Origin of the sequence: Paraburkholderia bryophila, assembly GCF_013409255.1 — a bacterium.
Taxonomy (GTDB): Bacteria; Pseudomonadota; Gammaproteobacteria; order Burkholderiales; family Burkholderiaceae; genus Paraburkholderia.
On sequence record NZ_JACCAS010000001.1, the window covers coordinates 884,437 to 898,410 of the forward strand.

A 13,974-nucleotide genomic window follows, 5' to 3' on the forward strand; every position below is an offset into this window, starting at 1 on the left:
CAGGTCATGCTCACGAAACTCACCCAATGGCTGGGCACGCGCCGCCGCGACCGCGCGCTGCGCGACTACGCGATCGACGACGCGTTATGGCAAGCCACGCTCGGCGGCCTGCCGTTCCTCGCGCATCTCGGGGCGCCGGACCTGGCGCGGCTGCGCGAACTGACCAGCCTGTTCATCGCGCAGAAGGAATTCTCGACCGCGCACAAACTCGAACTCACCGACGCGATGACCGTGGCGATTGCCGCCCAGGCTTGCCTGCCGGTGCTGAATCTGAGCCTCGACCTGTATCGCGGCTGGGTCGGCGTGATCGTCTATCCGGGCGAATTCGTGATCCGCAAAACGGTCGAGGACGAAGACGGCGTGGTCCACGAAGTCGAGCAGGACGCGAGCGGCGAAGCGTGGGAAGGCGGCCCCGTGGTGTTGTCGTGGGAAGACGCGCAGATGACGGACGGCACGGACGCCTACAACGTGGTGATTCACGAGTTCGCCCACAAGATCGACATGCTCAACGGCGAGGCGGACGGCCACCCGCCGCTGATGCGCCGCTGGCACGCGCCGCTCGACTCGCAGGCGTGGGCGGACGTGTTCGATCACGCGTACGACCAGTTCTGCGCGAAAGTCGATGCGGTGCCGGAGCGGCGCTGGGCGCGCTTCGAGCGCGATTCGCTGATCGATCCGTATGCGGCGGACCATCCATCGGAATTTTTTGCCGTTTGCAGCGAGGCGCTGTTCGTGCAACCGCAGGCGTTCGAGGCAGCCTACCCGGAGCTGTACCGGTTGCTGGCGCGTTTTTACAGGCAGGATCCGGCGCGAGTCGGACTGACTTTCGCCGCAAATTGACCGGCGCAACGCGGCCACCCGATCCACGGTACGCAATTTAAAAGAAGCCCCGCAGCGCCCGCCAGCCAAGCGTTGCGGCCTCTTGGGCTCTGTAAGGGCGCAGACCTCACGGATAACGGCTGGAACCACGCCCAGTGCTAGCAAAAAGCTGGCACAAAAGTCGTCAAGCGACTGATTTTCTGGCATAATCGCCGTTTTTCGACCATAGGCAAGTGGCTCGCGCCTAGATGCGGTTCGCATTCACTGCGGTCGCACGCGGGTTGGCTACCGCCAGATTAAAGGGAAGACCATGAAAGAAGGCATTCACCCGGATTACCGCGAAGTTCTGTTCATCGACATGTCGATCGACTTCAAGTTCGTGACGCGCTCCACCATCAACACGCGTGAGACTGGCGAATTCAACGGCAAGACCTACCCGTTGGCCAAGATCGAAGTGTCGTCGGAATCGCATCCGTTCTACACCGGTCAACAAAAGATCATGGACACGGCAGGCCGCGTCGAGAAGTTCAACAAGAAGTTCGGCACGCGCGCTACCGGCAAGGCAGTAGCAAAGTAATACCCGCGGCGGTGCCGGTTTCGACCGGCAGCGAAGCAGAAAAGAGGGCAGCGCGAGCTGCCCTTTTTTGTCGCCGTGCCTGGCGCTCGGGGTGCGCTTAAGGTGCGCTGACGTTGGCTTGGGCGCGCTTCGACGGCGAGCGGATTGCATGTCGTGTCGGTCGCGCCCGATTCCATCCGGGCTTCGGTGCCAAGCGTGCCCTACCCGCCGCGTTGCCCGCCACCGTTGTCAGTCTTGCCAGCAGGCCGCGTCAGACTGCCCGCCCATCAGCCGGCACGACCCTGAACGCAAAACCACGCTCCGACGCAACACGACGCGCCCTGTATTACCGCCTCCCCCAACCACGTTGCGCGCCGTTACCGGCCGTGACGCGCATCCCACGGCACGACTACAATGCCGGATGCTCCAGATTAGCCATTCCAGCCGGCCCACCGGTCCGGTCCCAGGCTGCACCGCTTAAGTTAGCTCATCCAATACCTACACACCGCATGAGACCTGTCGTTCGCCTCACTGCCTCCGCGACGAGTGCCCTGCCGCGCTGGCTGCTGCTGACCATCTGTATCGTCTACGCATCGTTCGGGCTATTCGGCCGTGATCCGTGGAAGAACGAGGACGCAGCAGGCTTCGGCGTCATGTGGACCATGGCGAACGGCGGCGCCCACGACTGGCTGCTGCCGAACCTGGTCGGCAAATACATTACCGAAGACGGCCCGCTCGGCTACTGGCTCGGCGCCAGCGCGATCCGCGCGCTCGCGCCGTGGGTCGACGCAAGCAACGCGTCGCGCGTTTTCACGGGCCTGCTGTTCTGCACGGCTTGCGCATTCGTCTGGTACGCCGCCTACCTGCTCGGCCGGCGCGCCGAGGTCCAACCGTTCAAATACGCATTCGGCGGCGAGCCGGAACCGCGCGACTACGGCCGCACGCTCGCCGACGGCGCACTGCTGATCCTGCTCGCGTGCTTCGGGCTGGCCGAACGCGGCCACGAGACCACCCCGCAACTGGCGCAGTTCGTCGGCATCGCGATGATGGTGTACGGACTCGTGCGCACCATCGACAAACCGATTCAAGGCTCGCTCGTCTGGGGCGTCGCGCTCGGCCTCGTCACGCTGGCGAGCAGCCCGGTGCTGGTCGGCGCGCTGCTGCTCGGCACGCTGGCCATGCCGCTGATCGTGCGCGAGGCGCGTTCGCGCTGGCTGCTGCTGGCCGGCTTGCCGGTCGCGCTCGTGCTGGCGCTCGCATGGCCGATCGCCGCGCTCACCGCCTATCCCGACGACGCCGTCTGGTATCTGAATCAATGGGTTCACGTCAGCTTGAGTTCATTCGCTGGGCCGCCCGGCTCGGTCGCCGCGTATGCGCTGAAAAACCTGCCGCTCTTCACGTGGCCCGCGTGGCCGCTCGCGCTGTGGGCGTGGTTCAGCTGGTCGGGTCTGCGGCGCGCGCCGCACGTGGCGATTCCGCTGTCGGTAATCGGACCGCTGCTGGTGCTGGTGATCCTGCAAAGCCATCAGTCGAACCGGCTTTACATGCTGCTGTTGCCGCCGCTCGCGGTGCTGGCCGCGTTCGCGCTGCCCACGCTCAAGCGCGGTGCGATCAATGCGATCGACTGGTTCGCGCTCCTGAGCTTCACGATCCTCGGCAGCTTCGTCTGGTTGGTCTACGTGGCCGGGCTGACCGGTTTCCCGCATCCGCTCGCGCGCAACCTCGCACGTCTCGCGCCGGGCTTCGCGCCGCAGTTCAAGATTCTGTCGTTCGTCTGCGCGGTCGCCGTGACGGTCTGCTGGTTCGTGCTGGTGCGTTGGCGCCTCGCGCGTCATCCGAAGGTGCTGTGGCGCAGCGTCGTGCTCTCCAGCGCCGGCACCACGCTAATGTGGGTTCTGCTGATGACGCTGGCGCTGCCGGTCGTCAACTACAGCCGGACCTATAAAGACGTCGCCGAACAGATCGCGAGCCATCTGCCGGAGGACTACACCTGCATTTCGCCGGTGCGTCTGGGCAATGCGCAGATCGCGACGTTCGCCTATTTCGGCGACATGCACTTCTCGTTCGACCAGGACTGCGACGTGATCCTGCGCCAGGACACCCAGGAATACGGCGAGCCGAGCTCGATGCCGGACTACATCTGGAAGCTGGTGTGGGAAGGCCGCCGCGTGGCCGACCGTGACGAACGCTTCCGTCTGTACGTGCGGATCGACCGGCCCAAGCCGCCGGTCGTCAAGCGCCGCAACTGGCACAAGAAGCCCGACTGACCATGCTCGCCGACGTACGGAAAATCGCCGCGCTCGCCTGGCCCGTGCTGATCGGCCAACTGGCGATCATCGCGTTCGGCGTGATCGATACGGCGATGGTCGGCCGCTATTCGGCCGTCGATCTGGCCGCGCTCGGGCTCGGCTCGTCGATCTACATTTCCGTCTACATCGGCCTGACCGGCATTCTGACCGCGTTGCAGCCGATCACCGCGCAACTCTACGGCGCGCGCCGCTACGCCGAGATCGGCGAAGAAGTCCGCCAGGCGCTGTGGCTCGCGCTGGCGCTCACCGTGATCGGCTTCCTGATCCTGTATTTTCCGGGGCCCGTGCTGCACGTGGCGCGCGTGCCCGAGGCGCTGCACGAGCGCACGGTCGCGTACCTGCGGATTCTGGCGTTCGGCCTGCCGGCCGGCCTCACGTTTCGCGTCTACAGTTCGATCACCAATGCGGTCGGCAAACCGCGGCTCGTGATGATCCTGCAGATCGGCGCGCTGCTGCTCAAGGTCCCGCTCAACACCTGGTTCATCTTCGGCGGGTTCGGCTTGCCGGCGCTCGGCGGGCCGGGTTGCGCGCTCGCCAGCACGATCATCAACTGGGGACTCGCGACGCTCGGCATGGTGCTGCTGACGCGCGTCGACCTGTTCAAGCCGTTCGAGATTTTCGCGCACTTCTGCTGGCCGGTCTGGCGTCGTCAGGCGGCGCAGTTGCGACTGGGCATTCCGATGGGCCTGTCGTACCTGATCGAAGTTACGTCGTACACGTTCATGGCGCTGTTCATCGCGCGCTTCGGCACGACGACGCTCGCCGGTCATCAGATCGCCGGCAACATCGGCGCGGTGCTGTATATGACGCCGCTGTCGATCGGCATTGCGTCGTCGACGCTGGTCGCTCAGGCGCTCGGTGCGCATCGTCCGGAAGCGGCGCGCACGCTGTCGCGCCACGGCATCGTGATGGCGATGGCCATCGCCTGCTGCTACGGCGCGATCATGCTGGTGCTGCGGCCGTATGTGATCGAAGGCTATACGACCAATGCGCAGGTTGCGGCTGCGGCGCTACCGCTGGTGTTGATCGTCATCTGCTATCACCTGTTCGACGCGTTGCAGATCACCACCGCGTTCGTGCTGCGCGCGTATAAGGTGGCGGTCGTGCCGACCGTGATCTACGCGGTCGCGCTGTGGGGTGTGGGGCTGGGCGGCGGGTACGTGCTCGGCTTCAATGTGACCGGCGTGACGCCGGAGTGGCTGACCGGCGCACGGGGTTTCTGGGTCGCGAATACCTTGAGTCTGGCGATCGCCGGTATCGGCTTGCTCATCTACTGGCGGACGGTGAGCAAGCGGTACTTGCGCGAGGGCGCGGGGCTGCCGGTCGATTCGGCGGTTTGATAAGGAACGTTGGGAGCTGGTAGCCACCGGCTCGAACTCATCCACCGACGCGCCATGTGTCGAGGTGGCTTGCCTTATCTGACAGTTAGTTGCGTTCGCACTCGTAAAAAGCGGCCGCGCGAAGCCGCCGCTTATGATCCCCTACTCCGCCGACACGGGAAAATTTCAGCCGGCGTGCGCCGCTTCAGGCGCCGACAATGTCTGCGCCGCCTCAGCCTCCCGATCATGCCGCTCGAAAATCTCACGCGCCGCGAACAACGCATTCAGCGCGGCCGGAAAGCCCGCATAGAGCGCCATCTGCATAAACACCTCGACGATCTCCTCGCGCGTGCAGCCGACGTTCAACGCCGCCTCGATATGCACCTTCAACTGCGGTTGCGCGCAACCGAGCGTCGCCAATGACGCAATCGTCGCGATCTCACGCGCCCGCAGATCGAGCTGCGGCCGGCTATAAATATCACCGAAGCCGAACTCGATCAGCAGACGGCCGAAATCCGGCGCAATCGGCGCGAGCGCGGCGATAACCTGTTCGCCGGCCGAGCCGTCGATTTCCTTCAGTTTGTCCCAGCCTCGGGTGTAGCGGTCGTTGTGTGCGTGGTTCATGGTGAGTCCTTTTCCTGATGTGAAAGCGCCTGAGGTTCGTCGGTGTGTCGTGTCGAACGATCCGCTACCGGTGCTTGGGCGGCCGCTTCGTAATAAGCGATCTTGTCGACGATTGCGCCGAGATTGATCTGCAACTCGGCGATCCGCGCCAAAACCGCATCCCGATGCGCCACCAGCAAATCGCGCCGTGCGCCCATGGTCGGCTGACCGTCGGCGCGTAACGCCGCGAACGCCTGCATCCCGGCGATCGGCATGCCGGTCGCCTTCAGACGCATCACGAAGCGCAGCCAGTCGAGATCGGCCGGCGAATACAGGCGATGACCCGCCTCCGTGCGCCCGACCGCCCGGATCAGGCCAGCCTGTTCGTAATAGCGCAGCGTGTGCGCGGACACGCCGAGCGTTTGCGCGACCTGGCCGATGGTGAGTGCCTGGGAGATATTCGACATGACGGAACTCAGGTTAGGACTTCGAGTGCACTCTAAGTCAAGAGCTCGATGCTGTCATTTGTCTGTGTCGTTCTCTTTTGTGGCGCGCGGCAATGGGATCGATAAACTCAACAATGCCTGTTCGACAGGCAAAAGCTTTAAATCTTGTTCACACAGATTTACTTGTCACAAATCGATCGGTATAAATCGTCCGCGTTCGCAAATAAGGGCGCGCGATTTGTTCTATGCTTAAGCGCAACGCGCGGCTGACAGGTGTGTCGTCCCGAACCGCTCCGGGTTGTTCTGAATCGTTCTGAGTCTTCTTGAGTTGTCTTTCGCGGCTAACTTTTTTGCCCTCAACCTCGAAGCGGCCGGGCTGACGATCAACGGTTCAGCCACCCCGCCGACCGGCGCTGCGGCCGCGACGAAGTCGGGCCGCAGCGCCGGCGGCGACGACAGCAACGACAGCAACGACAGCGTCGGCCAACGCGCCGGCCGACGCGTCGGGCACCAAGGCTTCGAAGAAGAAGGCAAAGAAGAGCAAGGCAGCATCAGCCGCGGCAGCTTCAGGCGGCGCATAACCCGGGGCAGCGCAGGCAGCGAGCGTTCCGTGCGAGGCGTGAAGCGTGGCGTGTGTGATCCAAGCATCACCGCGCTGCACTACACGCAGCAGCATTGTCTAACCGTCGCCAGACCTGCTTCACACGGCGCCGCGCAACCGCGCGGCGTTTTCACCCGCCGGCTCGTCAAACGCGCGTCGGCATTCAAGAGAGACCGTCATGAGCCTACTCGACACACTCGGTTCCCTGATTGGCAAATCGCCTGAAGGCGGCGGCCAGCAAGCCCTGGTTTCAGCCGCCCTCGAATTCGTCAACAACCAGCCCGGCGGGCTGAACGGCCTGATCGACCGTTTCAAGGAAAAGGGCCTCGGCGACGTCGTCACGTCGTGGGTCAGCAACGGCGACAACCAGCCGATCTCGGCCGACGCGCTGCACAGCGTGCTCGGTTCGGACGCCGTCACGAGCCTCGCGGCCAAGGCCGGCGTGCAGCCGGACCAGGTCACCGGCCTGCTGTCGCAGATTCTGCCGCACGTCGTCAACGCCGCCACGCCGGAAGGCGAAGTGCCCGCCGAAGGCAAGCTCAATTCGACGACCGTGCTCGGCGCGCTGGGTGGCCTGTCGGCGCTGTTCGGCAAGGGCAACGCCTGAATCCACGACGCTCGCATTTAGTGGGGCCTACCCGTTGATCGGGTAAGGAAATCGGGCGAAAAAAAAGGGGCAACGAAGACCACTTCGTTGCCCCTTTTCTATTCATCGAGCCGGGCCCGACGCGAACGCATTTCGCTCAATGCACGACGCGTTCGAACACCAGCTTGCCGTCTTCCACTTCGACCGGAATCACGTCTTTCGGACCGAACTTGCCGGCCAGAATCAGCTTGGCGACCGGGTTCTCGATCTCCTGCTGGATCGCGCGCTTCAACGGCCGCGCACCGAACAGCGGATCGTAGCCCACCTTGCCGACGTGCGCGAGCGCCTCGTCAGACACCTCCAGCTGCATATCGAGCTTGGCCAGCCGCTCGTGCAGACGCTGCAACTGGATCCGCGCGATCGACTGGATATTCGAGCGGTCGAGCGCATGGAACACGACGACATCGTCGATCCGGTTCAGGAACTCGGGCCGGAAGTGCAGCTTCACCTCTTCCCAGACCGCGTCCTTCACCGCTTCCTGCGGCTCGCCGACCATTGCCTGAATCACGTGCGAACCGAGGTTCGAGGTCATCACGATCACCGTGTTCTTGAAGTCGACGGTGCGGCCCTGGCCGTCGGTCATGCGGCCGTCGTCGAGCACTTGCAGCAGCACGTTGAACACGTCCGGGTGCGCCTTCTCGACTTCGTCGAGCAGGATCACGCTGTACGGCTTGCGACGCACGGCTTCGGTCAGATAACCGCCTTCTTCGTAACCGACGTAGCCCGGCGGCGCGCCGATCAAACGCGCGACGCTATGCTTCTCCATGAATTCGCTCATGTCGATCCGGATCAGGTGATCTTCCGAATCGAACAGGAACGACGCCAGGGCCTTGCACAGCTCCGTCTTACCGACCCCGGTCGGGCCGAGGAACAGGAACGAACCATACGGCCGGTTCGGATCCGACAGACCCGCGCGCGAACGGCGGATCGCATCGGCCACCGCGGTGATCGCTTCGTCCTGCCCGACCACGCGGTCGTGCAGTTTTTCTTCGATCTGCAGAAGCTTTTCGCGCTCGCCCTGCATCATGCGAGAGACCGGAATGCCGGTGGAACGCGACACGACGTCCGCGATTTCTTCCGCGCCGACCTGCGTGCGCAACAACCGCCGACGCGTCGGATTGCTCTGCTCGTTCGCTTCGGCCTGGGTCACTTCCTTCAGTTGCGCCTCGAGCCCCGGCAGCTTGCCGTACTGCAACTCGGCGACCTTTTCCAGCTTGCCTTCCCGCTGCAAGCGGACGATTTCCGCGCGGGTCTTCTCGATCTCTTCCTTCAACTGTGCGCTGCCCTGCACCGCGGCTTTTTCAGCCGTCCAGATTTCGTCGAGGTCCGAATAGTCGCGGTTCAGTTTCTCGATTTCTTCTTCGATCAACTGCAGACGCTTTTGCGACGCTTCGTCTTTTTCCTTCTTGACGGCTTCGCGTTCGATCTTCAACTGGATCAGGCGACGATCGAGCCGGTCCATTTCTTCCGGCTTCGAATCGATTTCCATCTTGATCTTCGACGCGGCTTCATCGATCAGGTCGATTGCCTTGTCCGGCAGGAAACGATCCGTGATGTAGCGATGCGACAGCTCCGCCGCCGCGACGATAGCCGGGTCGGTGATATCGACGCCATGATGCAGCTCATACTTTTCCTGCAAGCCACGCAGGATCGCGATGGTCGCTTCCACCGACGGCTCGTCGACCAGCACCTTCTGGAAGCGGCGTTCGAGCGCGGCGTCCTTTTCGATGTACTTGCGGTATTCGTCGAGCGTGGTGGCGCCCACACAATGCAGTTCGCCGCGCGAGAGCGCCGGCTTGAGCATGTTGCCCGCGTCCATCGCACCTTCGGCCTTGCCCGCGCCGACCATGGTGTGAATTTCGTCGATGAAGACGATGGTCTGCCCTTCGTCTTTCGCGATATCGCTCAGCACGGCCTTCAGGCGTTCTTCGAACTCGCCGCGATACTTGGCGCCGGCCAGCAGCGCCGCCATATCGAGCGACAGCACGCGCTTGCCCTTGAGCGTTTCCGGCACTTCGCCGTTGACGATGCGCTGCGCGAGACCTTCGACGATCGCGGTCTTACCCACGCCCGGCTCGCCGATCAGCACCGGATTGTTCTTGGTGCGGCGTTGCAGGATCTGGATCGAACGGCGGATTTCGTCGTCGCGGCCAATCACCGGATCGAGCTTGCCCGCGCGCGCGCGCTCGGTCAGGTCGACGGTGTATTTCTTCAGCGCTTCGCGCTGGCTTTCGGCGTCCTGGCTATGCACCTGCGAGCCGCCGCGCACCGCCGCGATCGCGCTTTCGAGCGACTTGCGCGACAGGCCGTGCTGACGCGCGATGCGGCCGGCTTCGCCTTTGTCGTCCGCCACCGCGAGCAGGAACATCTCGCTCGCGATGAACGTGTCGTTGAGCTTCTGCGCTTCCTTGTCCGCCTGATTCAGCAGACCCGTCAGCTCGCGGCCGATCTGCACGTTGCCGTCGGTGCCCTGCACCTGCGGCAAGCGCGTCATCGCGTCGTTGAGCGCCGTTTGCAACGCCTGCACATGCACGCCGGCCCGCGACAGCAGCGAGCGTGCCGAACCATCCTGCTGCGCGACGAGCGCCGACAGGACATGAACCGGTTCGATGTATTGATTGTCATGACCGACCGCGAGACTCTGCGCGTCTGACAGTGCTTCCTGGAATTTAGTGGTGAGTTTGTCGATTCTCATCAAGAGACCTCCAATTTCGAATACCACCAAAATGAGGCGTTTTTTCCAGGTTTCAAGCGCTTTTTTGCCCTTCGCGACAACTATTTAACATTTGACGCGAACGAACTGCCTGGCCGTCCTCAGGACACCGGCGCGGGGTTGCTGCCGGCCGGCCCAACCGGCGCAAGCGGCATGATCGGGATGATGCTGCTCAAGCCCAGCAGCGCCGCCAGCGGCCCATGCGGTTGCGCGACTTCACCGATGGTATGCCGGTCGAGCTCGGCAAGGAAGGCATTACGTGCCGCTTCGAGCGCGCCGCGCAAACGGCATTGCGGCGTAATGACGCACGAACGGCGCGCACCCTGCTGGTCGGGAAAACAGCCGACCAGCGCGAAGTCACTTTCCGTGGCGCGGACGATTTCGCCGACGGTCAACGCGTTGCTTTTATCGGCCAGCCGCAAGCCGCCGTTGCGCCCGCGCACGGTCTCGACCCAGCCGAGTTCGCCGAGTTGCTGAACCACTTTCATTAAATGGTTCTTGGATATTCCGTATGCATCCGAGATGTCCTGAATCGTCGATAAGCCCTCGCCACGGACAGCGAGATACAGCAGAACGCGAAGCGAATAATCCGTGTAGTCGGTCAGTCTCATAAGTGCAGGTATCACGATGAGCGCAAGCCGCGATCCGGAGGAAAACCGCGCCGACGCAAGGGTTGCCGGGGACCGCCTGTTCGCCCTAAGATGCAGGCGCAACGCATGTTTTATTGTTTTGCGCTGACAGACGGAGTTTCTCTTTCGGCAGTAATGGTAACGTTTCCCGCGTAGTTCATTCATACGAAAAGGAAGGGTTTCGCGGCTTACTTCTTTGAGTTTGCCCCTCTTTGAGGCCATTCCTGACGCTCTGTGGCGCGGTGTGGAGATAGACGTCGCGGGTTGCAAGCATTTGGCATACTCGTTGGCCACGGTTATTGGCGGCGTTGACTGGTCGCACTTGCCGGCCGCGCTCATTTGCCGCCCGCATTTGCCGCAGTCATTGGCCACAATCATGTGCCACTCTCATTCGCCAATTCAGCTGGCCGTATTTTCTGGAATCCGCATGAACCCGTCTTTCCCCGCCGCAACGGCCGTCGAGCGCGCCGCCGAGCCCACCGAGGCGAACGTCCGCGATCTCGTCTATGCCTTTTACGACCGCGTGCGTGCGGATGCGCTGCTCGGCCCGGTTTTCGATGCAAGCCTCGCGGGCCGCTGGGACGAGCATCTGCCGAAGATGTGTCTGTTCTGGGGCAGTCTGGTGCTCGGCGCGAAACAGTATCGCGGCAACGTGCAGCAGGCGCATCAGCCGCTCGAAGGCGTCGAGCCGCAGCACTTCAGTCGCTGGCTGTATCTGTTTCTGGATACGGTCGAGTCGCGCTATGAGCCGGCCGCAGCGATCCGTTTCATGGAACCGGCGCTACGCATCGCGCAGAGTTTGCAGTTGAGTCGCTTCGGCTGGGATTACAAGATTCCGGCGGAACAGCAGGCGCTGCTGGAGCGCGTCGCGCCAAAGCGCGCGCGGGATGAAGAGGACGGCCATGACGCGGCGCGTCAGCCGGGTGGGCCGGGTGAGCCTTTTCCGACGCGGATTATCGGCCGGGCAAGGGATGAGTGATTGTCTCTGGCTCGCTAAGCCAAACGCCGCTTAAAGGCTTGATAGCGGACGTAACCGGTTCCTGCAAGCTGCCGGACTGCGACCGACCGACGAAGGTAGGCCGCTCCTGGGCGGCCTCCGTCCGGCGAGACGTAGTCGTCCCCGAACCAGCACACTTACTTCTCCGTCCGGTTCCCTGACTCGATGCCCCAGCGCGCCAGCGCGGCGTCATCGGTGACGCGGGCGTCGACCCAGCGCTCGCCGGCCTCCGTCTTCTCCTTCTTCCAGAACGGCGCCTCGCTCTTCAGATAATCCATCACGAATTCACATGACGCGAAAGCGTCCCCGCGATGCGCCGCGGTCGTCGCCACCAGCACGATCTGATCGAGCGGATAAAGCTTGCCGACCCGGTGCACGATCAGCACCTCGATGCCCGGCCACCGCTCGCGCGCGCTGCCGACGATCGCTTCCAGCGACTTCTCCGTCATGCCCGGGTAGTGTTCGAGCTCCATCGTTTCGACCGCGCTGCCCTCGTTCAGGTCGCGCACGGTGCCGACGAAACAGGCCACCGCGCCGATCTTCGGATTGCGCGCGCGCAACGCGGCGACCTCGGCGGTGAGGTCGAAGTCTTCGGTCTGGACGCGAACGGGCATCTGGGGCTCCTGGTGGTTGGGTGAGGCTGCGCGCGATCAGCCGCCCGTGACCGGCGGAAAGAACGCGACCTCGCAGCCTTCCGTAACGCGCGTGCCGGCGTCCGTCATCACGTGATTGCAGGCCATGCGCAGCGCGCGGCCCTCGGCCAGCGTGTCGGCCCAGGCGCCGCCACGCACGCGCAGCCACGCACGCACGTCGCCGACGGTGGCGATGCCGTCCGGCAGGTCGACCGTTTCATCGGCCAGATCGAGCGCTTCGCGCACACTCGCAAAATATCGCAATTGAATCTTCATCGGGATGCCGCCGGCGCGTGCCGGCCTCAGTTCAGCAATTCGGAAAAGGGAATGAACCGCACGGTCTCGCCGGCGCTGATCGCGTGGTTCGGCGGATTGTCGATCAGACCGTCGCCCCACACCGTCGACGTCAGCACGGCCGAGCTCTGATTCGGAAACAGATCGAGGCCACCGGCCGGGTTGATACGGGCACGCAGGAATTCGTTGCGGCGATCGGCCTTGCTTTGCGTGAAGTCCGCGCGCAGCGACAGCATGCGCGGCGCAACCGTCTGCACGCCGGCGAGGCTCAGGATGAACGGGCGCACGAACAGCAGGAACGTGGCGAAGCTGGACACGGGGTTGCCCGGCAGACCTATAAAGAACGTTTCCGACGCGGGTGCCTCTTCAAGCGCCGCACCCCGCCGCACCGCACCGAACGCCAGCGGCTTGCCAGGCTTCATCGCGATCTGCCACATCGACAGACGGCCTTCGGCCTCGACCGCCGGCTTCACGTGATCCTCCTCGCCCACCGACACCCCGCCGCACGTCAGGATCAGGTCATGCGCCACGGCGGCCTCCCGCAATGTGGCGCGGGTCGCGTCCAGCTTATCGGCGACGATGCCGTAATCGGTCACGTCGCAGCCCAGCTTGTCCAGCAGACCGCACAGCGTGAAGCGGTTCGAGTTGTAGATCGCGCCGGGTTCGAGCGGCTCGCCCGGCATGGTCAGTTCGTCGCCGGTGAAGAAAACCGCCACCTTGACGCGCCGCCGCACCGCCAGCGTCGCGCAACCGACCGAGGCGGCCAGTCCCAACGCTTGCGGCGTGAGCCGCGTGCCGGCCGGCAGGATCACCGAGCCGCTGCGAATGTCCGCGCCTTGCGCCGTGATCCACTCGCCCGGTTGCGGGCTGTGCAGGATCGTGACCTGGTCGCCGGTGGCTTCGGTTTGCTCCTGCATCACGATGGCGTCCGCGCCGGGCGGCACCGTTGCGCCCGTGAAGATTCGCGCTGCGGTGCCGGGCTTCAGCGGTTCGGGCGCATGGCCGGCCGGAATGCGTTGCGAGACCGGCAAACGCTTATTGCCAGCGGCCGCGAAGTCCACCAGGTCCGCCACGCGGATCGCGTAGCCGTCCATGGCACTGGTGTGCATCGGCGGGACGTCGAGCGGCGAGATGACGTCGGCCGACAGAACCCGGTTCAGTGCTTCCAGCGTGGCAATCGACTCGGTGCCGTCGATCGGGCTTGCGGCGCTGAGCAGGGTCGCCAAGGCTTCGGCGGTAGTGAGCATCGGAGCGCGGGGCGTGGGTGTGGACATCTCTGGTTTCGAAGCCGCAGGTTAAAGGAATATTGTAGCGGCCGACGCCGGCGGCATGTGCCACGGCGCGTTATGGAGGGATTTATGGTGTTTGGGGCGCTTGCCGCGGGGGTTGGCGGCAAGCATTCTGACGGGC

At 63.9% G+C, this 13,974-nt stretch carries 13 protein-coding genes and 1 pseudogene; 7 read left to right on the forward strand and 7 right to left on the reverse strand.

Going from position 1 to position 13,974, the window contains the following annotated elements:
- The first annotated feature begins 6 nt into the window (after nt 1–6).
- The 4 genes from GGD40_RS03810 to GGD40_RS03825 all read left to right on the forward strand — a co-directional run bounded on the left by GGD40_RS03810 (nt 7) and on the right by GGD40_RS03825 (nt 5,024).
- The gene (locus GGD40_RS03810; RefSeq protein ID WP_179705053.1) at nt 7–840 is read left to right on the forward strand and encodes a M90 family metallopeptidase; all 834 of its coding nucleotides are present in this window, start codon (nt 7–9) and stop codon (nt 838–840) included.
- A gap of 289 nt (nt 841–1,129) precedes the next feature.
- The gene (locus tag GGD40_RS03815; protein ID WP_179705055.1) at nt 1,130–1,396 is read left to right on the forward strand and encodes a type B 50S ribosomal protein L31; all 267 of its coding nucleotides are present in this window, start codon (nt 1,130–1,132) and stop codon (nt 1,394–1,396) included.
- Between the two features lie 488 nt (nt 1,397–1,884).
- Complete coding sequence (locus tag GGD40_RS03820) at nt 1,885–3,642, forward strand: ArnT family glycosyltransferase (RefSeq protein ID WP_179705057.1); 1,758 nt, start codon at nt 1,885–1,887, stop codon at nt 3,640–3,642.
- 2 nt (nt 3,643–3,644) lie between these two features.
- Complete coding sequence (locus GGD40_RS03825; protein ID WP_179705059.1) at nt 3,645–5,024, forward strand: MATE family efflux transporter; 1,380 nt, start codon at nt 3,645–3,647, stop codon at nt 5,022–5,024.
- 165 nt (nt 5,025–5,189) lie between these two features.
- On the opposite strand, the gene GGD40_RS03830 is transcribed toward GGD40_RS03825, so the two are convergent.
- Together GGD40_RS03830 and GGD40_RS03835 are read right to left on the reverse strand one after the other, a co-directional pair.
- Nucleotides 5,190–5,627, reverse strand: a complete 438-nt coding sequence (locus GGD40_RS03830; protein ID WP_179705061.1) for a carboxymuconolactone decarboxylase family protein — start codon at nt 5,625–5,627, stop codon at nt 5,190–5,192.
- Nucleotides 5,624–6,073, reverse strand: coding sequence for a MerR family transcriptional regulator (locus GGD40_RS03835; RefSeq protein WP_179705063.1), 450 nt, complete (start codon nt 6,071–6,073; stop codon nt 5,624–5,626). Before GGD40_RS03835 ends, GGD40_RS03830 begins: the two co-directional genes overlap by 4 nt.
- Nucleotides 6,074–6,410: 337 nt before the next feature.
- On the opposite strand from GGD40_RS03835, the pseudogene GGD40_RS36630 reads away from it, so the two are divergent.
- Nucleotides 6,411–6,633 (forward strand): annotated as a pseudogene (locus tag GGD40_RS36630) (helix-hairpin-helix domain-containing protein); the annotation flags it as partial.
- Between the two features lie 198 nt (nt 6,634–6,831).
- On the forward strand, nt 6,832–7,260 hold the full coding sequence (locus GGD40_RS03840) for a YidB family protein (protein WP_179705064.1): 429 nt from the start codon (nt 6,832–6,834) through the stop codon (nt 7,258–7,260).
- Nucleotides 7,261–7,396: 136 nt separating this feature from the next.
- On the opposite strand, the gene clpB is transcribed toward GGD40_RS03840, so the two are convergent.
- Entirely contained in the window at nt 7,397–9,994 is a 2,598-nt protein-coding gene (gene clpB, locus GGD40_RS03845; RefSeq protein WP_179742825.1) for an ATP-dependent chaperone ClpB, read from the reverse strand.
- A 119-nt stretch (nt 9,995–10,113) separates the two neighbouring features.
- The gene (locus GGD40_RS03850; protein WP_179708740.1) at nt 10,114–10,623 is read right to left on the reverse strand and encodes an Rrf2 family transcriptional regulator; all 510 of its coding nucleotides are present in this window, start codon (nt 10,621–10,623) and stop codon (nt 10,114–10,116) included.
- 445 nt (nt 10,624–11,068) lie between these two features.
- Between GGD40_RS03850 and GGD40_RS03855 the strand changes: the two genes are divergently transcribed.
- A complete protein-coding gene (locus GGD40_RS03855) occupies nt 11,069–11,620 on the forward strand; it encodes a group III truncated hemoglobin (RefSeq protein WP_179742826.1) in 552 nt (183 codons plus the stop codon).
- A gap of 155 nt (nt 11,621–11,775) precedes the next feature.
- Here the strand turns inward: GGD40_RS03855 and GGD40_RS03860 are convergent, their stop codons facing one another.
- Genes GGD40_RS03860 through GGD40_RS03870 form a run of 3 tightly spaced genes read right to left on the reverse strand, consistent with a single transcriptional unit; the run spans nt 11,776 to nt 13,811 of the window.
- Entirely contained in the window at nt 11,776–12,252 is a 477-nt protein-coding gene (locus GGD40_RS03860; protein ID WP_179742827.1) for a molybdenum cofactor biosynthesis protein MoaE, read from the reverse strand.
- A gap of 36 nt (nt 12,253–12,288) precedes the next feature.
- A complete protein-coding gene (gene moaD / locus GGD40_RS03865; protein ID WP_035550499.1) occupies nt 12,289–12,546 on the reverse strand; it encodes a molybdopterin converting factor subunit 1 in 258 nt (85 codons plus the stop codon).
- A gap of 26 nt (nt 12,547–12,572) precedes the next feature.
- Nucleotides 12,573–13,811 carry a molybdopterin molybdotransferase MoeA gene (locus GGD40_RS03870; RefSeq protein ID WP_179742828.1) on the reverse strand — a complete coding sequence of 413 codons (1,239 nt, stop codon included), beginning with the start codon at nt 13,809–13,811 and terminating at the stop codon, nt 12,573–12,575.
- Between the last annotated feature and the right edge of the window lie 163 nt (nt 13,812–13,974).